At 71.1% G+C, this 20,016-nt stretch carries 14 protein-coding genes and 1 pseudogene; 8 read left to right on the top strand and 7 right to left on the bottom strand.

The window, feature by feature from the left end:
- Positions 1-392: 392 nt before the first annotated feature.
- A complete protein-coding gene (locus ACF08W_RS05355; protein WP_385207266.1) occupies positions 393-653 on the top strand; it encodes a cold-shock protein in 261 nt (86 codons plus the stop codon).
- Positions 654-923: 270 nt separating this feature from the next.
- On the opposite strand, the gene ACF08W_RS05350 is transcribed toward ACF08W_RS05355, so the two are convergent.
- Positions 924-2,762, bottom strand: coding sequence for an MFS transporter (locus tag ACF08W_RS05350; RefSeq protein WP_392278494.1), 1,839 nt, complete (start codon positions 2,760-2,762; stop codon positions 924-926).
- A gap of 343 nt (positions 2,763-3,105) precedes the next feature.
- Complete coding sequence (locus ACF08W_RS05345; protein ID WP_392278493.1) at positions 3,106-5,691, bottom strand: serine hydrolase; 2,586 nt, start codon at positions 5,689-5,691, stop codon at positions 3,106-3,108.
- Positions 5,692-5,885: 194 nt separating this feature from the next.
- On the opposite strand from ACF08W_RS05345, the gene ACF08W_RS05340 reads away from it, so the two are divergent.
- The 3 genes from ACF08W_RS05340 to ACF08W_RS05330 all read left to right on the top strand — a co-directional run bounded on the left by ACF08W_RS05340 (position 5,886) and on the right by ACF08W_RS05330 (position 8,237).
- Positions 5,886-6,608 (top strand): GPP34 family phosphoprotein, encoded by a 723-nt coding sequence (locus ACF08W_RS05340; protein WP_392278492.1) that lies wholly within the window; start codon positions 5,886-5,888, stop codon positions 6,606-6,608.
- Positions 6,609-6,846: 238 nt separating this feature from the next.
- Positions 6,847-7,713 carry a helix-turn-helix domain-containing protein gene (locus tag ACF08W_RS05335; RefSeq protein ID WP_385207277.1) on the top strand — a complete coding sequence of 289 codons (867 nt, stop codon included), beginning with the start codon at positions 6,847-6,849 and terminating at the stop codon, positions 7,711-7,713.
- A gap of 317 nt (positions 7,714-8,030) precedes the next feature.
- Positions 8,031-8,237 (top strand): DUF397 domain-containing protein, encoded by a 207-nt coding sequence (locus ACF08W_RS05330; protein WP_352278100.1) that lies wholly within the window; start codon positions 8,031-8,033, stop codon positions 8,235-8,237.
- A gap of 132 nt (positions 8,238-8,369) precedes the next feature.
- Here ACF08W_RS05330 and ACF08W_RS05325 read toward each other — a convergent pair whose 3' ends face one another.
- Positions 8,370-9,230, bottom strand: coding sequence for a hypothetical protein (locus ACF08W_RS05325; protein WP_352278098.1), 861 nt, complete (start codon positions 9,228-9,230; stop codon positions 8,370-8,372).
- A gap of 91 nt (positions 9,231-9,321) precedes the next feature.
- Here ACF08W_RS05325 and ACF08W_RS05320 point away from each other — a divergent pair, with 91 nt between their 5' ends.
- Positions 9,322-10,104: an SDR family oxidoreductase gene (locus tag ACF08W_RS05320; protein WP_392278491.1), complete on the top strand. Its 783-nt coding sequence runs from the start codon at positions 9,322-9,324 to the stop codon at positions 10,102-10,104.
- A gap of 102 nt (positions 10,105-10,206) precedes the next feature.
- Here ACF08W_RS05320 and ACF08W_RS05315 read toward each other — a convergent pair whose 3' ends face one another.
- Positions 10,207-11,322 (bottom strand): ADP-ribosylglycohydrolase family protein, encoded by a 1,116-nt coding sequence (locus ACF08W_RS05315; RefSeq protein ID WP_352278094.1) that lies wholly within the window; start codon positions 11,320-11,322, stop codon positions 10,207-10,209.
- 277 nt (positions 11,323-11,599) lie between these two features.
- Between ACF08W_RS05315 and ACF08W_RS05310 the strand changes: the two genes are divergently transcribed.
- Positions 11,600-12,664, top strand: a complete 1,065-nt coding sequence (locus ACF08W_RS05310) for a cobalamin-independent methionine synthase II family protein (protein WP_392278490.1) — start codon at positions 11,600-11,602, stop codon at positions 12,662-12,664.
- A 109-nt stretch (positions 12,665-12,773) separates the two neighbouring features.
- On the opposite strand, the gene ACF08W_RS05305 is transcribed toward ACF08W_RS05310, so the two are convergent.
- Positions 12,774-15,356: a bifunctional FO biosynthesis protein CofGH gene (locus tag ACF08W_RS05305; RefSeq protein WP_392278489.1), complete on the bottom strand. Its 2,583-nt coding sequence runs from the start codon at positions 15,354-15,356 to the stop codon at positions 12,774-12,776.
- Between the two features lie 494 nt (positions 15,357-15,850).
- Here ACF08W_RS05305 and ACF08W_RS05300 point away from each other — a divergent pair, with 494 nt between their 5' ends.
- Together ACF08W_RS05300 and ACF08W_RS05295 are read left to right on the top strand one after the other, a co-directional pair.
- Complete coding sequence (locus ACF08W_RS05300) at positions 15,851-17,377, top strand: FMN-binding glutamate synthase family protein (RefSeq protein WP_385207296.1); 1,527 nt, start codon at positions 15,851-15,853, stop codon at positions 17,375-17,377.
- A gap of 174 nt (positions 17,378-17,551) precedes the next feature.
- Positions 17,552-18,178, top strand: a complete 627-nt coding sequence (locus ACF08W_RS05295) for a GNAT family N-acetyltransferase (RefSeq protein ID WP_392278488.1) — start codon at positions 17,552-17,554, stop codon at positions 18,176-18,178.
- Positions 18,179-18,321: 143 nt separating this feature from the next.
- Here ACF08W_RS05295 and ACF08W_RS05290 read toward each other — a convergent pair whose 3' ends face one another.
- Both ACF08W_RS05290 and ACF08W_RS05285 read right to left on the bottom strand, forming a co-directional pair.
- Entirely contained in the window at positions 18,322-18,867 is a 546-nt protein-coding gene (locus ACF08W_RS05290; RefSeq protein WP_392278487.1) for an NUDIX hydrolase, read from the bottom strand.
- Between the two features lie 5 nt (positions 18,868-18,872).
- Positions 18,873-19,994, bottom strand: a pseudogene (locus tag ACF08W_RS05285) (adenosylhomocysteinase).
- Positions 19,995-20,016 lie beyond the last annotated feature (22 nt).

Genomic DNA, 20,016 nt, shown 5'->3' with positions numbered 1-20,016 from the left:
CCGTGTGACGGCAGAGGTTGACGGCAACGTCGCCAGACAACGGCGGATCTGGAAGGGTAGCGGCGGTGCCCCCACCCCATACACGAGATGCCTGAGCCTTGCTCTGGCGACTGATCGGCCGAACTCGCTAAAGCGGGTGCCGCACGTTCGAATCCTGCCGCAGGCACCAGTTCGAAGGGGTTCACCTCCGGATTTTCGGAGGTGAACCCCTTCTGGCGTCCAGACCTGACTCAACGGCGTCGGTCGCTGCCGAGGACCAGGATCTCCATCACCAGCCCGGGCACCACTCCGGTCATCGTGAGTAGCGGGGGCGTTCCATGGGGGCGTCGTGAAACGTCGGCCTGCCGGTCGGGCCTTTTATGATCTTGTGGGTCGGCTGAGGGGAGAGGCAGATGAGTCGTCGCAAGGTGACCCGCAAGGTCACCGCAGGCGTGACCGCGACGGTGCGGGAGTGGCGCGACGAGGAGGGGTGGGGTGTGCTGGACTCGCCCGAGACGCCGGGAGGGTGCTTCGGCCACTACGCCGACATTCAGGCACCTGGATTCCGCACGCTGACACCGGGGCAACAGGTGGATCTCGTCTGGGAAGCACCCGGGTTCAAGCAGGACGGGTACGGCTACCGCGCGGTCAGCATCACCCCCAGATCCGTCTGACATCCGCACCTGGCGTCAACGGCCGCGAACGTCGGCCGCCTGTCGAAGCAACCGGTGCCGGATCAAACGACCCGCCGTTCAACGCCGGTCCGGCACCCTGCACCGCTCGTTGGTGGCCCGCCCTGACGACGGGCGGCGGTGAGGCATTCGCCCCGGCTGGACTTCTCGGTCCAGGCGCCTTCGCCTTCGCCGTTCTCTGTCAGGAGTACGGCGAAGGCGCGGACCGACGCGGGTGCCGCTGTCGATACGGGTGCGCCCCGGGTGGCGGCGTCAGCGCAGTTCCTCCGGGCAGGGGGTGCCGGGGGAGATCTGGTACGGGGCGCCCAGGCGGTAGATGCCGGCGCGGGGGGCGAGGAGTTCCGTCCACTCGTCGCCGTCCGCGTCCTCCTCGACCTTGAGGAGGCAGCCGTTGGTGTTGACGAAGGTGCGCGGGGTGCCGTTGTCCGTACGCCGCTTGGACTCCTCGGTCTCCTGCGGCCGCTCCACGCTCCGGCCCTCGGCGTCGATGAGGGCGAGCCAGCGCGAGTACGGGACGCGGATCAGGACCCGGCCCGGCTTCTTCACGTGGATGGTCAGTTCGCCCGCTCCCGCGCGGTCCACCGTCGCCGGCGGGTCGGCCAGCGGCACCGGGCTCTCCACCGCGTAGAGCCGCCAGTTGCTGTCGGACCACACCGGCTTCAGGTAGGGCAGTCCCCCGTCGACGAGCTCCGCCTCCCGCACCGCGCCGCTGGAGTCGGGCCTGCCCTTGGGCAGCACCACGTAGTGCACGGCCCAGCGGTCGAGCCACTGGCGGTAGTTGGCGGTGTTCAGGGTGTCGTCGTAGAAGAGCGGGTTGCGCTCCATGTCGGCCTGCCGGTTCCAGCCGCGGGCCAGGTTGACGTACGGGGCGAGCGCGGACGCCTCGCGGTGGCTGCTGGCGGGGACGACCTCGACCCGGCCCTTCTCCGCGCCGACCTGTTGCAGCTGGTGGACGAGGGGGGCCAGCTCGCGCGCCCAGGAGGCGGTGGGGGCGGTGCGGACGATGTCGTCGACGCTCTTGAAACCGATCCAGAAGTTCAGCCCGGCGAACGCGATGACCAGCGCGTACCAGCGCCGGGAGCGCGGCACGGCGTAGGGCAGCGCGGCCAGCAGCACCACTCCGGCGTACAGCATCGCCATCCGCGTGATGTTCGACCCGATCTGCGAGTCGATGACGTACGTGAGCAGGGTCCCGATCCCGTACACGGCGGCCGCGGTGCGCACCGTCCGCCAGTCGCGCGGGACCAGGACGAAGACGAGCGCCGAGAAGAGGAACGGCAGCGAGAGCGTCGCGATCGACATCGGCTGCGTCCCGGAGAACGGGAACAGCAGCGCCGACAGCGCCACCACCGCGACCGGGGCCAGCCCGATGGCGTACGCGCCGGGGCGCCGCTTGTGCAGGAAGAGCGCGGCGGCGACCACGCCCAGGAAGAGTCCGGCCACCGGACTGCTCGCGGTCGCCAGCCCGGCGAGCGGCGCGGCGACGGCCGCCTTGGCCCACCGCTTGTACCGCCAGCGGTGCGGCCAGCAGAACACCGCGGCCGTGGCGCCGACCGCGAACATCATGCCGAGCCCGAAGGTGACCCGCCCGGAGAGCGCGTTGCACAGGTACGCGAAGACCCCGGCGAACGAGCAGGCCAGCGGGTTGCGGACGGCCCGGACCCGGACCAGGATCAGCGCGGTCAGCGCCGCCGACACCGTCCCGGCGATCATCATCGTGGTCCGCACGCCGAGCACGGACATCACGTACGGCGAGACCACGCTGTACGAGACGGGGTGCATGCCCCCGTACCAGGCGAGGTTGTACGCGGTGCCGGGGTGCCGCCCGACGAATTCGGCCCAGGCGTCCTGGGCCGCGAGGTCGCCGCCGCTGTTGGCGCCGAGGAAGAACCAGAGCACGTGCGCGACGGCCGCGACGATCGTCGTCAGCAGGACCGGGTGGCTGCGGCACCAGTGCGTGAATCCGGTGGAGGGGGACGGCGGGGTGCGGTCGCCGGTGCGCTTCGTGTTCTCCGCGGTGCGTGGTGCGCTCTCCACGGTGCTCTTCGCCTCCGCGGCGGGCTCCGCCCGTCTCGGCTCAGCAGTGGTCACTGCGCATCTCCCCGTCCTTGTCCGGACCATGATCGGAGCCGACGGCGTACCGCGCGGGCCTTGTCTGCCGGAAGACGCGCCCCAGCATCCACACGTTGTCTCCGGGACGCTAGCACGCACCGTTTTAATGGCCGAAAACAGCCGTCTGGAATTAGCTTGCCCGGAAATGACCGGGTGGGCCTCGCACACGTGCCCCGCAGCGCGTCGGGCGCTGCGGGGCACGGGTGGTACGGGACACAGGTGGTACGGGGCCGAGGGCCCGGCCCATCCGGATCAGCCGATGCGGATCAGCCGATGCGGATCAGCCGGTCCGGGTCAGCCGGTCCGGGTCAGCCGGTCCGGGTCAGCTGATGCGGGTCAGCTTCTGGCTGACGCCGGGGGACTTCAGGTCGCTCTGGAGGGCCACCGGTGCGCTGACCATGCCGGGTCCGGTCCCGACCGTGACCACGCCCACCTCGGTGCCCGCGGCCGCCTCGTGCGGGATCTCCTTGCCGTCGTTCGACACCGACAGCTCGACCTTGAGCCCCGGCCAGCCCTTGGCCTTCAGGTCGCGGGTCGCGACCAGCGGGGTGTGGCCGCCGAGCCCGTCGTCCACGTACCCAACGACGTCGCCCTTCTTCACGACCCGGGCGGAGGTGACGGCCTTCTGCGCGTCCTTGATCAGCTCAAGGCTGTTGTCCAGGGACATCTTCAGGCTGTCGTACGGCTGGCCGGTGCCCGCCTGCTGGCCCATGACGGCGCCGTAGATCCACAGCGTCTTGCCGTCGACCACGGTGTTCGCGGACCAGAGCAGGTTGCCGCCCGCCGGGGTGGACGAGCCGGTCTTGATGCCGCTGACCCCGGGCTCCAGCAGGATCGTGTTGTTGTTGTAGATCGTCTGGTCGATCCCCGGGATGTTGATCTGCGGGGTGTCGACGATGCCCCGGAACACGTCGTTCTGCATGACCGCCCGCGCCAGCTTGAGCTGGTCCTCGGCGGTGGAGACGGTGCCCTTGTCCAGACCGCTGGGGTCGGTGTACGTCGTGTTCGTCATGCCGAGGTCCTTGGCCGCGGCGTTCATCTTCGCCACGAACTCCTTCTCGGACGGGGCGTCCCAGCGGGCGAAGAGCCGTGCCGCGTTGTTGCCGGAGGGAATCATCAGCAGCTGGAGGAGCTGCTTCTGCGTGAACTGCTGCCCCTTCTTGATCGGCGCCGTCGACTCGTCGTCACGGTTGGACTCGTCCTCGGCCTGCTGGTCGACAGTGATCTTCTCGCCCTCCTCCTTGCCCTTGAGGGGGTGGCCCTGGAGGACCACGTACGCCGTCATGACCTTGGCGACACTGGCGATGGGCGCGGGCTTCTGCGCGCCCGCGCTGCCCATCGTGCCGACGCCGTCCACGGTCACCGCCGACTGGCCCTGCTCGGGCCAGGTGAGGTTCAGCCGGCCGCCGCTGAAGGTGTAGGCCGGATCGACCGACAGCTTCGGTTCGGGCGTCGGCAGCGGGCGCACCATCTGCACGATCGCAAAGACGATCAGCAGGAGCAGGACCAGCGGCGTCCAGATCTTGACCCTGCGGACGGCGGTACGGACCGGCGTCTCCGGCGGCGGAGGCGTGTTCGTCAGCTCGGCCAGCAGGTCGAGCGGCGCCTTGGGCGGCATCGGCTGCTGCGTGGTCCGCTCGGCCGGGGCCAGCGAGGCGGGCTCCGCCGCGGCCGCCCCGGCGGGCGCTCCCGGCCGGCCCGGCGCGGGCACGGACGCGGGCGCGGGCGCGGGCGTCTTGGCCTGGGGTACGTCGTCGCCGCGCAGGGGGACGAACGTGCTGGTCCGCCCGGGGGCGCCCTCCGGCTTCGACGCGGACTCCGCGTCCGCCTTCGCGCCGGGCTTCGTTCCGGACTTCGTCGCGGCCTTCGACTCCGGCGGGGCGATCTTGAGCGCGGTCGTCGGCTGGTCGACCCGGGGGGCGGGCGCCCGGAAGATGGCGGTCGGCTGGTCGACGCCACGCTTGTCGTCGGTGTCGGTGTCCGCGTCCGCGTCCGCGCGGGCGTCGGCGCGCTTGTCGCCGGCGTCGGCGGCGTCGTCCCCGGCCTTGTCCTTGCCCGCTTCCTCGCCCTGGCCCTTGTCCTTGTCCTTGGGCTTCGGCTCGGCCTTGTCCTCGGCAGCGCTCTCTTCGGCCTCAGAGTCGGCCTGGACGTCAGCCTTGGAGTCAGCCTTGGAGTCGGCCTTGCCCTCGGGCTTCGCAGCGGCCTTGGCGTCGGCCTTCTCGGGCTCCTCGGCCTTCTCGTCCTCGGCCTTCGCCACAGACTCGGGCTTGTCGTCGGCGTGGGCCTCCGCCTTAACCTCCGCCTCCGTCTCCGGCTCCTTCTCACGGGAAGCGGCCTCGGCATCGCCGGAAGCGTCAGAAGCATCGGAGGACGCCTCGCCCGCTGCCGCCTCCTCGCGCCCCGCAACGCCCTCAGAGGCTTCAGGAGCCGCGTCCGGACCCTTGGCGCCCGTTCCGGCATCCGCCGCCCCGACGGCCCCCTCGGCGCCCTCGGAGTCCGCAGCGCCCCCGGAAACGTCCGCGCCGCCCCCGGAGCCGTCCTCGCCCCCCTCGGAGACGCCCCCGTCGCCCCCGGGCACGCCCTCAGCGTCCTCGGAGGCGTCGTCCTTCACCGACTTCGTACTGAAGACCGCCGTAGCCGTGTCCGTCTTGCCTTCGTCGGCCGTCGGCTTCGTACCGAAGACGGCCGTGGCCGTGTCCGTCTTGCCCTCGCCGGCCGTCGGCTTCGTACCGAAGACCGCCGTGGCCGTGTCCGGCTTCCCGGATGCCCCTTCGTCGGCCCCCGCGTCTTCGGACCCCGTCCGCTCGGCGGTTTCCTCACGGAAGACGGCAAGTCGCGGATCGCTCTCGCTCCGAGCCGTTCCCGACGACTTCTGCTGCTCCGACTTGTCGGGGGACTCGCCCGCCACCGATGCCTCCTCCATACGGCGCGGGAACCCCCCGCGCTGTCCGAACCATCTACCAGTGTCCCGTGGTGAACCACTGGCCCGGCTGCTAGACGAGAACGACATACCTACTGGTTCCCACGCAAAGCACCCTGGCACTCTCGACAGACCAATGTGAGAGGGGTCACCCTGTCATTCATCCACGCGGGGAGGCATGGATGGGCAGGAGCCGCAGAACAATTCCGGAGGAGCTTCTGCTGCTCGCTCTGGACCCGGCCACGGGTACCACAGCGCAGCCGCAGTCGCTCGACCTCGGCCTCGCCGGAGCCCAGCTAGTAGAGCTGGCTCTGGCAGGACGGATAGCCCCTGACGGGGATCGTATCGCCGTGGTGATGCCACGGCCGACAGGAGATCCAACTCTGGACTCCGCACTGGAACTGCTGCGCCGACGCGGCAGCCCGGTTCGGGCGGTCCACTGGATCGGCGGGCCCCGGCTGGGGCTGCGTCAGATCTACCTCGCGCACCTGGAGCGGTGCGGCATGGTGCATGCCGTGGCGGGCCAGATGTGCGGAGTGCTGCCGACAACTCGCTACCAGGCGACGGAGACGGCGATCAGCCGGGACATCAGGACCAGGCTGGACAGTGCGATCCGCACCGGCGTACCGCCGGACCCGCGGACCGCGGCGCTCGCCGCGCTGGCCCACTCGGTCGGTCTCGGCAAGCATCTCTACCCCGGGAACGAGGGGCGCTCGTCGCGCTCCAGGCTCCGGGACCTGATCAGGCACGACCCCATGGGCGGACTCGTGGCACACGCCGTGATGGACGTCCAGAACGGGGCGGCCGCACAGCCGCGCCGCAGTCAGGCGGCCGGAGTTCCGTTGCAGCCGCAAGCGCCGTCGCGATCACGCCGCAGCACCATGGCACGCGCCGCCGCCCACTAGGCCCGCAGCACCGCACCAGCACCAGCACCAGCACCAGCACCAGCACCAGCACTCAACCGAATACCGCCGCGCCGTCGTCACAGACCCGGTTCGGGAGCCGCACCGAGCGCGGGGCAATCGTCAACCACGGTTGCCCCGCGCACATTCGTATGGCCATTTCCCAGCGCGGCGGGGCAGACGGGTGGCAATCTGCTCAGCAGTAGATACGCACAGCTACATAGCCGGAGGTGCCGTTTCCGTGCCGTCCAACGTCAATCCCACCGTCAGACGACGCCGGTTGGGCCAGGAATTGCGCCGCCTGCGCGAACTCAAGGGCATGACGGCCGAAGAGGTGGCGGAGCGCCTGCTGGTCTCGCAGTCGAAGATCAGCCGTCTGGAGAACGGCCGACGTTCCATCAGCCAGCGCGATGTACGCGATCTCTGCGGCGTCTACGAGGTCGAGGACCAGCGGGTCGTCGACTCGCTCATGCAGATGGCCAAGGATTCGCGCCAGCAGGGCTGGTGGCACGCGTTCGGAGACATCCCGTACAGCGTCTACATCGGTCTGGAGACCGACGCGGAATCGCTGCGGGTGTACGAGCCCCAGGTGGTCCCCGGCCTTCTGCAGACCAGGAGTTACGCCGGGGCACTGATCAACGGAGCCCTTCCGGAGGCCCCGCAGAGCGAGATCGACAAGCGCGTCAGCGTCCGGGCCCGCCGTCAGGACCGGATCACCGACCCGGAGAGCCCGCTGCGGCTCTGGGCGGTGATCGACGAGTCCGCGCTGCGCCGTACGGTCGGTAACAAGCAGGTGATGATCGAGCAGTTGGAGCAGCTCATCGAGCTCTCCCACCTGCCGCACGTGACCGTGCAGGTGCTCCCGTTCGACATGGGCGCGCACCCCGGCATCAACGGGCAGTACGCCATTCTGGAATTCCCGGACGCCGCGGATTCCAGCGTCGTCTATATCGAGGGCGTCACCAGCGATCTCTACCTGGAGAAGGGCAACGACGTCCAGCTCTACAGCGTCATGTACGAGCACCTTCGGGCGCAGTCGCTGAATGTCGAGCAGACCCGGCACTTCATCGCCGGGATCGCGAAGGAGTACACGGACCTGGACGGCTGATTCCACGGCCGACTCCACGACCGGCTCCACGGCCGATTCCGTGGCTGATTCGACGAAGGATTCTTCGGAGGATTCCGCAGAGGATTCCGCGGAGGATTCTGCGGCCGATTGTCCGGATTGCCGACAATGGAGTAATGCTGCGGGAGGGGTGGCCGCAAGGTACACCGCCGCCCCTCCCGGACGGAAGATCTTATTGGTACACACCACTCGGTCGAGTGAACGCCTCCTTTGCGCCAGGGGCTTGGCGAGTAGCGTCGATCAGACCAGCCGGAACAGTGATTCCGGACATCGCGCGACTCTTCAGAACCGGAGTGAACATGGCCATTCGTCAGGGTGCTACGGACCAGTGGACGAAGTCCTCGTATTCCGGGGGCAACGGCGCCTGCGTCGAAGTCAGGTCCCCCTTGGTGCGGGCGATTTCCGTGCGTGACTCGAAGGCCCCCGAGGGCCCCTCGATCACCTTCGTTCCCGCCGCGTGGAACCGCTTCGTGCGGGATGTCGCCGAGAGCGGCGTCGACGCCTGACCGGTGCGCCCCCGTTCGCGCAGCGGCATCACCCGGGGTGCCGCCGTCGGCCCTCTCGACCGGTCCGCCGTCCTGGCCGAGAGGGCCGATGCGCGTGTGTGCGGACGGAGTTCGCCGGTCAGGTTTCGCCGGTCAGGTGCGGCGTAGCTGGTCGACGTAGAGGTCGGTGCCCGGCACGGTCGGGATGAACGGCGCCACCAGCTCCACCCTTCCCAGGCCGGACTCGGCGACCTCCGCGTCGAGCCCGGTGAAGTGTTCCGCCCAGCACTCCCCCGGCTCCCGCTGGAGGAACCACAGCAGGGTCAGCCGGGTATCGACGCCCTCCACCTGCTTCACGTAGCTCATCCGGTCGCCGGGAAGCGGCGTCGGGCGGAAGACCGTCACCATCGCCGCCGGTGAGCCGGCCAGCCGCTTCGGCAGGTGCCGGGTGCGCAGCCACTCCAGCAGTTCGGCCCGCCGCTCGGGCCCCTCCGCGTCGACGACTTCGAGGACCAGCCCCGCGTACGGGTGGTCGAGGGCGTGGAAGTCCCGGGGGCCCGCCGCTCCGTCCCGGTAGACCGTCGCCTCGTGGTCCTGGAACGCGGTGAAGACGTGCGTACGGGCCTGGTGGACCCGGCCGTCCTGGTTCAGCCTCCGGTTGATGCCGACGGTCCACCGCATGTGGTCGTCGTAGCGCCCCTCCGTCACCCAGTACGTCGACAGGTAGCAGCCCGCCGTGACCGGCCGCGCCACCGCCGAGGTCTCCGGGTAGCGCAGTTCCTGGAGCGCCCGGGTCGCCACCCAGCGCCGCCCCGCGAAGATCCAGGGCATGGCCATCGCACCCGCGTAGTAGTGGTCGTCCTCGTACCAGCGGTTGTACGCGTACTCCTGGCCCGGGTGCGGTTCGACCATGGTGATCAGCGCATGGCCGGGACGGACCCCGTACGGGCCCAGCGCGGCCAGTTCGGCGTAGGTCTCGCTCCGGGTGCCCCCGGCCGGTGTCTCCTCGCTCATGACGTTCACTCCTGCCCTTCCGTACTCCGTGGCGGCGCTCTACTCTGACGCACCGTCAGAGGAACTGCCAGGGTGTGTCGGGAGGCCGTCGATGTTGCTCGCGGGGAAGACCGTCGTGGTGTCGGGAGTGGGGCCGGGGCTCGGGCACCGGGTCGCGGCGGCGGTGGTGCGGGACGGCGGCAACGCGGTGCTGGGGGCACGGGCCGCGGCGAATCTGGAACGGTCGGCCGCGGAGATCGACCCTGACGGCCGGCACACGGCCTCGCTGCCCACCGACATCACCGACGAGGAGCGGTGCGGGGCGCTCGCCGCGCTGGCGGTGGAACGGTTCGGGCGGATCGACGCGGTGGTCCACGTCGCGGCGCTGGACAACCACTTCGGCGGGGTCGAGGACGCCGATCTCGACGCCTGGCGGTCGGTGCTGGACGTCAATCTGCTCGGCACGCTGCGGATGACCCGGGCCTGTCTGCCCGCGCTCAAGGAGCGGGGCGGGGCGGTGGTGATCATCGGTACGCAGTCCGCGGTGGCCGCGCCGACTCAGGTCAGGCAGGCGGCGTACGCGGCCTCGAAGGGGGCGCTGACCTCGGCCATGTACTCCCTGGCCCAGGAGTTGGGGCCGCATCGGATCCGGGTGAACACGGTGCTGCCGGGCTGGATGTGGGGGCCGCCGGTGCAGGGGTTCGTGCGGGCGACGGCGCGGCGCGAGGGGGTGCCCGAGGCGGAGGTGCTGGGCAGGCTGACCGAGCGCATGGCGCTCCCGGAACCGGCCACGGACGGCGATGTCGCGGAGGCCGTCGCATTTCTGGCCTCGGACCGGGCGCGGGCGATCACCGGGCAGTCGCTGCTGGTCAACGCGGGGGAGCTGATGCGATAGCCGGGCGCGGCGGGCCGGGCTCAGGAACGACGGCCCGGTTCAGGAGGACAACGGCGCGGCCCAAGGACGACAAGCACGCCGGCCCGGTTCGGACATGGTCGCTCAGGCGCGCGGGTAGCGGCTCAGCCAGCCCGGGGCCGCGGCGGCCGGGCCGTGCAGGGCGGGACCCTGCGTCATCTCCATGGCGAAGTCGTCGGCGAGCTCCAGCACCGTGGCCCGGCCCTCCAGTTCGGCGAGCCAGGCGGGCGGCAGGGCGGTCTCGCCGTGCAGGGCCCCGAGCAGCGCCCCGCACAGGGCCCCGGTGGTGGCGGACGGTCCGCCGTGGTTGACGGCCAGCCGGAGGCCGTGCCGGACGTCCTCGCCGACCAGCGCGCAGTACACGGCGACCGCGAGGGCCTCCTCCGCCGCGTCGGTGGCCCCCAGCGACTCGATCAGGGCGGGCCCGGGGATGCCCTGGCGCACCGTTCCGAGGGCCTGCTTCAACGCTTCGGTGACCGGTTCGTGGCCGGGGCGTTCGGCGATCAGGGCCAGGGTGTGCTGGATGGAGCCGTCGAGGGTCTCGCCCCGGGTCAGCCCGTGGACGAGAACGGCGAGGGCGCCGGCCGCGAGCAGGGTGGTGGGGTGGCCGTGGGTCTGGGCGGCGCACTCGACGGCGAGCTGGAGGACGAGTTGCGGCTCCCAGCCGACGAGGAGCCCGAAGGGGACGGAGCGGGTGAGGGGGGCGGCGTCCCGTGCGTCGGGGTTCTTGGGCCGGTCGAGGGTGCCCATGGTGGTGTCGCCGAGGCCCATCAGGCATTCCCGGGTGGGGTCGCGGCGGGCGTAGAGCCATTCCTGACGGCCGAGCCAGCCGTTGTCCTCGCGGCGTTCGTCGGGCCCCCAGTCGTGCTGGGTGGCCGCCCATCGCAGGTGGGCGCGGTGGATGTCGGTGGGCGGGTGCCAGGCTCCGATGTCGCGGCGCACCTGGGCGCGTATCAGTCCGTCGATGGTGAAGAGGCCGAGCTGGGTGACGGCGGTGACGGTGCCCCGGGTGCCGTGCACGGGCAGGAGGTCGGTGACGCCGTCGGTGCCGTGGGCCTCCCGGATCTCCTCCAGGGCGAGCCGGTCGACGGCCGCCCCGAGGGTGTCCCCGATGGCCCCGCCGAGCAGCGCGCCGCGCACCCGGCTGCGGAAGTCCTGCTGCTCGGCACGGCCCCACACGGCCGTGGTTCCTGCACTCACCGTGCCCTCCCCCGCCGGGCCGTGTTCCGGCCCGCCTGCGACTGCGCAGCACTGTAATCGAACAGGAACCGTCGGTAGAGGGCCGCGGAAGCGGGTACGCGTGGGTATGGCAACGGTCGTCCGGCAGGTCGTTTTTGGCCCTGCCGGACGCCCGGAGCCGGACGCCTGGAGCCGGGCGTCAACCACGGCGGCGCCCATGCCCGGAAAGAGGCCGAAGTATCAGGCATCTCCTCCCATACGCGGAGTTTCGCCCGGCCGGTCCTCCTACGCTGCCGCCATGGCAATCCCCACCGAACCCATCGGCAGCATCCCCCGCTCCCCGGAGCTGCTCGGCGCCCTCGCCGCCTTCCGCTCCGGGGAGCTCGACGAGGCCGCGTTCGCGGACGTCCGGTCCCGCGCCGTCGCGGAGACCGTACGGAGTCTGGAGGCGGCGGGCTCGCCCGTCGTGACCGACGGCGAGCAGGCCAAGCCCAGTTTCCTCACCTATCCGGTCGACGGGCTCCCGGGCCTCTCCTCCGACGGTGTGGTCCTTCCGTTCGCCGACGGCCATCAGCGGCAGCTCCCCGCGCTCGGCTCGGGGCCGTTCCGGTACCGGACGTACGCGGCGGAGTACCTGCGGGCGGCGCGGCAGCAGGCGGGCGTGCCGGTCAAGCAGGCGGTCGTCGCCCCTTCGGCGCTGAGCCTGCTCTACCCGCCGGCCGGGATCGACGGCTACCCCCGCGAGCAGTTCCTCGCCGACCTGGAGGACGAGGCGGAGAAGGATATCCGGGGCTGCCTGGACGCGGGGGCGCACGTGGTCCAGCTGGACTTCGAGGAGGCCCGTCTGGCGTTGAAGCTGGACCCGAGCGGTGGCGTGCTGCGGGACTTCGTGGAGCTGAACAACAGGGTGCTGGCCCGCTTCAGCGAGGAGGAGCGGTCCCGGATCGGCGTCTACACCGGCCCCGGCGCCGACCAGGACTCCACCCACAGCCTCGACGTGGACTACGCCGGGCTTCTGCCGGAGCTGTTCAGGCTCACCGCGGGCAACTTCTACCTCCAGTTGGCGAGCGAGCCGGACCCGGAGAAGGTCCTGAGCATCGTCGCCGAGCACCTGCCCTCCGGGGCCCGGGTCTTCGTCGGTGTGACCGATCCGCTCGACCCCCGGGTGGAGACGGCCGAGGAGGTCCGCGACCGGGTCCTGACGGCCGCCCGCCACCTCCCGGCGGACCGGCTCGGGACCTGCGACGACGCCGGGTTCGCCCCCTTCGCCGATGACCGGTCGACCTCGCGGGAGACCGCGTTCGCCAAGATCCGCGCCCGGGTCGAGGGCACCGCGCTGGCCGCGGCGGAACTGGGGTTGTAGGGCCGCGTGGCGGAAGGACGGGGCGCCCGGTCATAGGAAGACCGGGCGCCCCGTCCTTCGTTCCGCCGACGCTCCGCCGTTCCGCCGTTCCGCCGTTCCCCCGTTTCCGTCAGTCGGGCAGGACCGGCAGGAGTTCCGGAAGGTGCCCGTCCGACGCGGCGGCCGCCGCCACCCGCTCCTCGGGGACCTCCCCGTACAGCGTGGTGCGCGGCTTGGCCGGGCGGCCGGCCCGTTCGGCGATGGCGACCAGGTCCTGGACCGAGCGGTACGAGCCGTAGCCGGAGCCCGCCATCCGGGAGATGGTCTCCTCCATCAGGGTGCCGCCCAGGTCGTTGGCGCCGGAGCGGAGCATTTCGGCGGCGCCCTCGGTGCCGAGCTTGACCCAGCTGGTCTGGATGTTGGTGATGTGCGGGTGCAGCAGCAGCCGGGCCATCGCGGTGACCGCCCGGTTGTCCCGGTCGGTCGGGCCGGGCCGGGCGATGCCCGCGAGGTAGACCGGTGCGTTGGTGTGGATGAACGGCAGGGTCACGAACTCGGTGAACCCGCCGGTCTCCTGCTGGAGCCGGGCCAGGGTCCGCAGGTGGCCGAGCCAGTGGCGGGGCTGGTCGACGTGGCCGTACATCATCGTGGAGGAGGAGCGCAGGCCGACCTCGTGGGCGGTCCGGACGACGTCCAGCCAGGTGGCGGTGGGCAGTTTGCCCTTGGTGAGGACCCAGCGGACCTCGTCGTCCAGGATCTCGGCCGCCGTGCCGGGGATGGAGCCGAGCCCGGCCTCCTTGGCGGCGGTGAGCCAGTCCCGTACGGACATGCCGGTGCGGGTCGCCCCGTTGACGACCTCCATCGGGGAGAAGGCGTGCACATGGATGCCGGGCACCCGCTCCCGGACCGCCCGCGCGATGTCGAAGTAGGCGGTGCCGGGCAGGTCCGGATGGATGCCGCCCTGCATGCAGACCTCGACGGCGCCGACGTCCCACGCCTGGGCGGCCCGGTCGGCGACCTGGTCCAGGGAGAGGGTGTACGCGTCGGCGTCGGTGCGGCGCTGCGCGAAGGCGCAGAACCGGCAGCCGGTGTAGCAGACGTTGGTGAAGTTGATGTTCCTGGTGACGATGTACGTGACGTCGTCGCCGACCACGTCGCGGCGGAGGGTGTCCGCGATCCGGCAGAGTTCGTCGAGGGCCGGGCCGTCCGCGTGGAGCAGGGCGAGGGCCTGTTCGTCGGTGAGCTTCGTCGGGTCGTCGGCGGCCTGGCTCAACGCGTGGCGTACGTCGGTGTCGATGCGGGAGGGCACCATGCCGGGGGCGGCGGCCTCGCGCAGCGCCTCCCAGTCGCCGTACACCTCGTCGAAGTCCTCGCGGCGGTCGCCGGTGCGGCCCTCGGTGTCGATGGTGCGGTGGAGGTCGGTGCGGCCGGACGCGCCGAACTGCTCGTCGGGCTCCTGCCAGGGCAGCCCGGCCGGTGTCGCGTCCTCGCGGGCGAGCCCGGTCTCCGGGTCGGCGAGCGCGCGTACGTGCGGCAGCAGCCGGGGGTCGAGCCAGGGTTCGCCGCGCTGGATGAACTCCGGGTAGATGGTGAGGCGTTCGCGGAGCGTGAAGCCGGATTCGGCGGTCCTGGCGGCGAGTTCGTCGATGTGCGGCCAGGGGCGCTCGGGGTTGACGTGGTCGGGGGTGAGCGGTGACACACCGCCCCAGTCGTCGATGCCTGCGCCGATGAGGAGCGCGTACTCGGCGTCGACGAGGTTGGGCGGGGCCTGGATGCGGGCGGACGGGCCGAGGATGTGCCGGGCCACGGCGATCGCGGCGGCCAGCTCCTCCAGATCGGCGTCGGGCATGCCGCGCATCGCGGTGTCCGGCTTGGCCCGGAAGTTCTGCACGATGACTTCCTGGATGCCGTGGTAGGCGCGGGCGGTGCGGCGGAGCTCGAAGAGCGAGTCGGCGCGCTCCTCGTACGTCTCCCCGATGCCGATCAGGATGCCGGTGGTGAACGGCACGTTGGAGCGTCCGGCGTCCTCCAGCACCCGCAGCCGGACGGCCGGTTCCTTGTCCGGGGAGCCGTGGTGCGGGCCGCCGGGCTCGGACCAGAGCCGGGTCGCCGTCGTCTCCAGCATCATCCCCATGGACGGGGCGACGGGCTTGAGCCTCTGGAGGTCGGTCCAGGTCAGCACGCCGGGGTTGAGGTGCGGCAGCAGGCCGGTCTCCTCCAGGACCCGGATGGCCATGGCGCGTACGTAGGCGAGGGTGTCGTCGTACCCCTCGGCCTCCAGCCACTCCCGCGCCTCGGGCCAGCGGTCCTCGGGCCGATCCCCGAGCGTGAACAGCGCTTCCTTGCAGCCCATGGCCGCGCCCTCGCGGGCGATGGCCAGCACCTCGTCGGGCGACAGGAACATGCCGTGTCCGGCGCGGCGGAGCTTGCCGGGGACGGTGACGAAGGTGCAGTAGTGGCACTTGTCGCGGCAGAGCCGGGTGAGCGGGATGAAGACCTTCCGGGAGTACGTGACGACGCCCGGCCGGCCCGCCGCTTCAAGACCGGCGTCCCGGACCCGGGCGGCGGAGGCCGCGAGGTCCGTGAGGTCGTCGCCCCGCGCCTGGAGCAGCACGGCGGCCTCGGTCACGTCGAGGGCGACACCGTCGCGGGCCCGCTTGAGGGCGCGCCGCATGGCGTTGGTGGTCGGGCGTCCGTGCTGCTGATCCGTCATGGTCCCGAGCATACGAGCGGGGCGCGCCCCCCGGACCAGGGCCTCTGTGGCGATCGGGGCCGCCTCGCCAAGGCGGAAGCGGCTGCCGTGCTTCGAAAACAGCGCCGTGGATGGCGGTCGTGTCGCAGCGGGCGACGGCGGCGTGAGGGGCGGTGGCATCGTGGACCCGGTGAGCGGGCGGGGGGTCTTCGACGGTGTCGCGTGACCGGCGGGCCGACGGGACCTCCGGACGCTCCCCGGCAAGGGTTCTACTCGTCCGCTTCGCCCTGCTCGAACCGGGCCTGCCGGGCCCGCCTCGCGCGTCGGGCCGCGCGGCGAGCGAGCGGGGCCGCCCCGTACGTTCGCGCACAAAGCCTCGGGCTATGGTGTGTCGTTTCGTCGTCGGACGGTCGACCCCGCCAGGTCCGGTCCGGTCCGGCGGGACAGCGCCCACGGCCTTTCCCCGTACCGCTAGGGGGACGGGGGGTCGGACAGCCGGAGGAGAGGAACGTTTCATGCGCGCTCGGAGCATCGGTGCGGCGGCCGCGACGGCACTGGCGGTGGTCGCGGCCCGCGACCTCGTCCAGAAGAAGCACGCACTCCTCAGAAACTTCCCCGTCGTCGGGCACGCCCGCTACCTGCTGGAGACGATCGGGCCGGAGCTGCGGCAGTACGTCGTGACCTCCAACGAGGAGGAGCGCCCGTTCAGCCGTGACCAGCGCACCTGGATCTACGCGTCGGCGAAGGAGGAGAACAACTACTTCGGCTTCGGCACGGACGTGGACGTCGAGCACGTACAGGGGCACGCGTACATCAAGCAGCGCACGTTCGCCGACGCGCTGCCCGATCTGCACGACCCGCAGTCCCCGCTGCCCTCGGCCAAGGTCCTGGGCGGTCCGCGCGGGCGCGCCAAGGCGTTCCGTCCGGCGAGCGTCGTCAACATATCGGCGATGAGCTTCGGTTCGCTGTCGGGTGCGGCCATCACGGCGCTGAACAAAGGCGCGGCACTGGCCGGGACGATGCACAACACGGGCGAGGGCGGCCTCTCCCCGTACCACCGCAACGGCGGCGACCTCGTCCTCCAGATCGGGACCTCGTACTTCGGCTGCCGTGACGCGGACGGCAACTTCGACCTGGACAAGCTGAAGCAGGTCGTCGCCGGGGCCCCGGTCCGGGCGATCGAGATCAAGCTCTCCCAGGGCGCGAAGCCGGGGCTCGGCGGAATGCTGCCGGGCGCGAAGGTGACCCCCGAGATAGCCGCGATCCGCGGTATCCCGGCCGGGCAGGACTGCGCCTCGCCTTCGCGGCACACGGCGTTCCACGACGTCGACTCGATGCTCGACTTCGTGGAGCTGCTCGCCACCGAGACCGGTCTGCCGGTCGGGATCAAGAGCGCGGTGGGCGAGATGGGGTTCTGGCAGGAGCTGGCCACGCTGATGGCGCCCGGTGACCGCGGGGTCGACTTCGTCACGATCGACGGCGGCGAGGGCGGCACCGGCGCGGCGCCGCTGATCTTCAGCGACTCGGTGTCGCTGCCGTTCCGGATGGGCTTCTCCCGGGTCTACGGCACGTTCGCCGAGCACGGGCTGACCGACCGGCTCACCTTCATCGGCTCCGGCAAGCTCGGTCTCCCGGAGAACGCGGCCGTGGCCTTCGCGCTGGGCGTCGACATGATCAACGTCGGCCGCGAGGCGATGCTGTCCATCGGCTGCATCCAGGCGCAGAAGTGCCACACCGACAAGTGCCCCACCGGCATCGCCACCCAGAACCCGTGGCTGGTGCGCGGCGTGGACGCCCCCTCGAAGTCCACCCGGGCCGCCGTCTACCTGCGCACCCTGCGCAAGGAGCTGCTGAAGGTGTCGAGCGCGGTCGGCGTCGCCCACCCGTCGCTCATCACCGCCGACGACATCGAGATCATGAACGGCGACTACGAGGCCCGCACGCTGGCGAGCGTCTACGGCTACAAGAACGGCTGGGGTGAACTCGGCACGGAGCTCGCCCAGGAGATCACCGCGCTCCTCACCGCCGACCCGACCGCCTGAACAGCAACCGGCTGACCCGCGCCGACCGGCTGTCCGCTCAAGGACAGCCGGCCGGACGGTTCAGGCAGCGTGCGTGCGTGGTCAAGGCGCTCGGAGGATAGCTGCAGTTGGCGCCGGTGCCTACGGCCGGTGAAAGAGCGGGCGCGGCCGCGCGTGTTGTGTTTCCCTGCCGGAATGACCGGAACGAACAACGAGAGCTTCCCCCTGCCCGCCGAGAGCCCGGACCCGCTCGTCCGGCCCAGGACGGACGCCGACCTGGACGCCTGCGTACGTGTCCTCGCGGAGGTCCATCGCCGTGACGGCTACCCGGTGAACTGGCCCGAGAGGCCGGACGCGTGGCTGTCGGACGGGCCCGTGCTGGGCGCGTGGGTCGCCGAACTCGACGGCCACCTCGACGGCCGCCTCGCCGGTCACATCAGCCTGTCGCGAGAAAGCAGCGGCGATGTGGCCCCGGTGTTGTGGAGCGGGCGGAACGGGGTGGAGCGCGGCAGGGCCGCCGTGGTCGGCCGGCTGTTCGTCGCCCCGTGGGCGCGGGGGCGGCGGATCGGCGCCCTGCTGATCGACCGGGCCGTGGCGGAGGCGGACCGGCACGGGCTGCATCCGGTACTCGACGTCGTCGCGTCCGACACGGCGGCGGCGGCCCTGTACGAGCGGCTGGGCTGGGAGCTGCTGGACACCGTCGAGCAGCGGTGGGGCCCGCACCAGACGGTGACGATCCGCTGTTACGCGGCGCCCGCACGCCCGCTTCCCACCTCTCCTTCAACTCGCCCCGGGCCGAAAGGGCTCCCGGATTCACGGTGACGTTCCCCTCGCCCTCCACGCCTTCCCGCGACGGTCACGGTGAAGCCGCTCCCATGCTCCAGACCGGGGCTCCTCGGGTCGAAAGTGGGTGACTGCCCCCGCTCATGTCGAAGATCGCGGTGGCGGGGGCTACCAGTTGTGGCTCAGCGGAGTACTTGGGCGACGCGCTGCTTGAGGCGCTCGTCGCTGAGGGTGTCGATGTCGCGCCAGGCGGCGTCGGAGACCTCTTCGGTCTGGAGTTCACCGATGCCGGCGGTGGTGCGGAAGAGGAAGCGGAAATCGAAGTGCTGGTGGGCGGGCTCGTCCTTGGCGGGGTTGGCCTCGATGGGGTGGATGTCGATGTGGAGCGGCGTCTCGCCGTGCGGGGTGACGACGTGGGGCGGGATGCCGGTCTCCTCGGCGAGTTCTCGGCCGGCGGCCTGGAGAAGCGTGCCGTCGGAGGCTTCCAGATGGCCGCCCGGCAGCAACCACTTCTGGGTCGCGTTGTGGAGAACGTTCAGGATGCGGCCATCGGGGCCGACGAGGATCGCTCCGGCGGTGACGTGGCCGGGCAGGTTTTTGCGGCTGGTGAGGTCGTCGCCGCCGTCGTTCAGGAGGTCGAGGACAACGCCGAGCTCGCGCTTGTCCTCGGGGTGCTCGTCGAGGTAGGTGGCGATGGTGGTGCGGATGTGGTCGGCTGTGATGGTCATGGTGATCACCTGTTGAAGTAGGAGAGCCAGGTCGCCGCGATGGCTTCGCGGTCGGGTGCGGGGACCTCATGGATGCCGGGGGCGAGGTCGCCGCGGGTGAGCATCCTGATCGCGGCGAGGATCTCGGCCTGGACCAGGAAGATGAACGGCCCAACGCTGGCGCCGTGGATGAAGTTGACGGCGTTGCCGCCGTTCGCCAGATAGAAGTAGTGGCCGGTGGTCTGGTAGCGGGTGACGTGGCTGCCGATCTGCGTGTGGGTGTAGACGTCGGGGAGTCCGGCGAGGTCGAGTTCGTCTTCGCTGCTGGTGACGGTGGCGACGTAGGCGCCATTGCGTAGGTGGGAGAAGTCCTCGCCGTGCAGGGAGAGTGCGCCGGTCGCGCAGAGCACGAGCCCGGCGCCGGTCAGGGCGGCCTCGCGGTCGCGGGCGACGGCGAACCCTTGGGAGAGAGCCTGGGTGCGGCGGACGGGGTCGATGTCGAAAACGGTGACCTGGACACCCTTGGCGTGCAGGAGCCGCGCGATCGAAGAGCCGAGCTTGCCGAAGCCGATCACGAGGGCGGGGCGGCCGTGGAGGATGTCGCCGCAGTCGCGCATGACGGCCTAGGTGGAGAACACCACGGACTGGCCGACGAGGTAGTCCTCGGGGGCCTTCAGTGGGGATCGGGCGACGGAGACGACGGGGCAGGGCAGCTTGTCGAGCTCCTCGTAGCGGCGGTGCCCGTTCTCGGTGTCCTCGATCACTCCGGCGAGCCGGCCGGTGAACCGGCTGTGGACCTCGGCGAGGGTCGGGGCGAAGTAGCCGCCGACATCCAGCAGGCTGACCGTCTCGCCTGCGGCCCGGGACTCAAGGTAGTCCAGGGCGGTGTCGTCGTCGGAGAACAGCTCGCGGGTGAGGATGTCGACCGGAACGGCCTGCTCGACCTCTCTCCTGGCGGCCGGATGGATGGACTTCGGCTTGGGCAGCACAGCGGTGAGCTGGGTCATCGCGGCGACCGCGCGAACGAACGCGGGACGCTCGGCCAGCAGGTGCGTGATCAGGAACGACGCGGTCTGCTCACCCGGGTCGAACTGAGTAGCGATTCGGGCGAAGTACGCGCCCAGTCGAGCGCGTTCGAAGGTCTCCATGGCAGTTCCCTCTCATCCGTTC

The organism is Streptomyces sp. NPDC015144 (genome assembly GCF_043079735.1).
Classification (GTDB): domain Bacteria; phylum Actinomycetota; class Actinomycetes; order Streptomycetales; family Streptomycetaceae; genus Streptomyces.
This window is presented reverse-complemented; position numbering and strand designations above follow the sequence as displayed.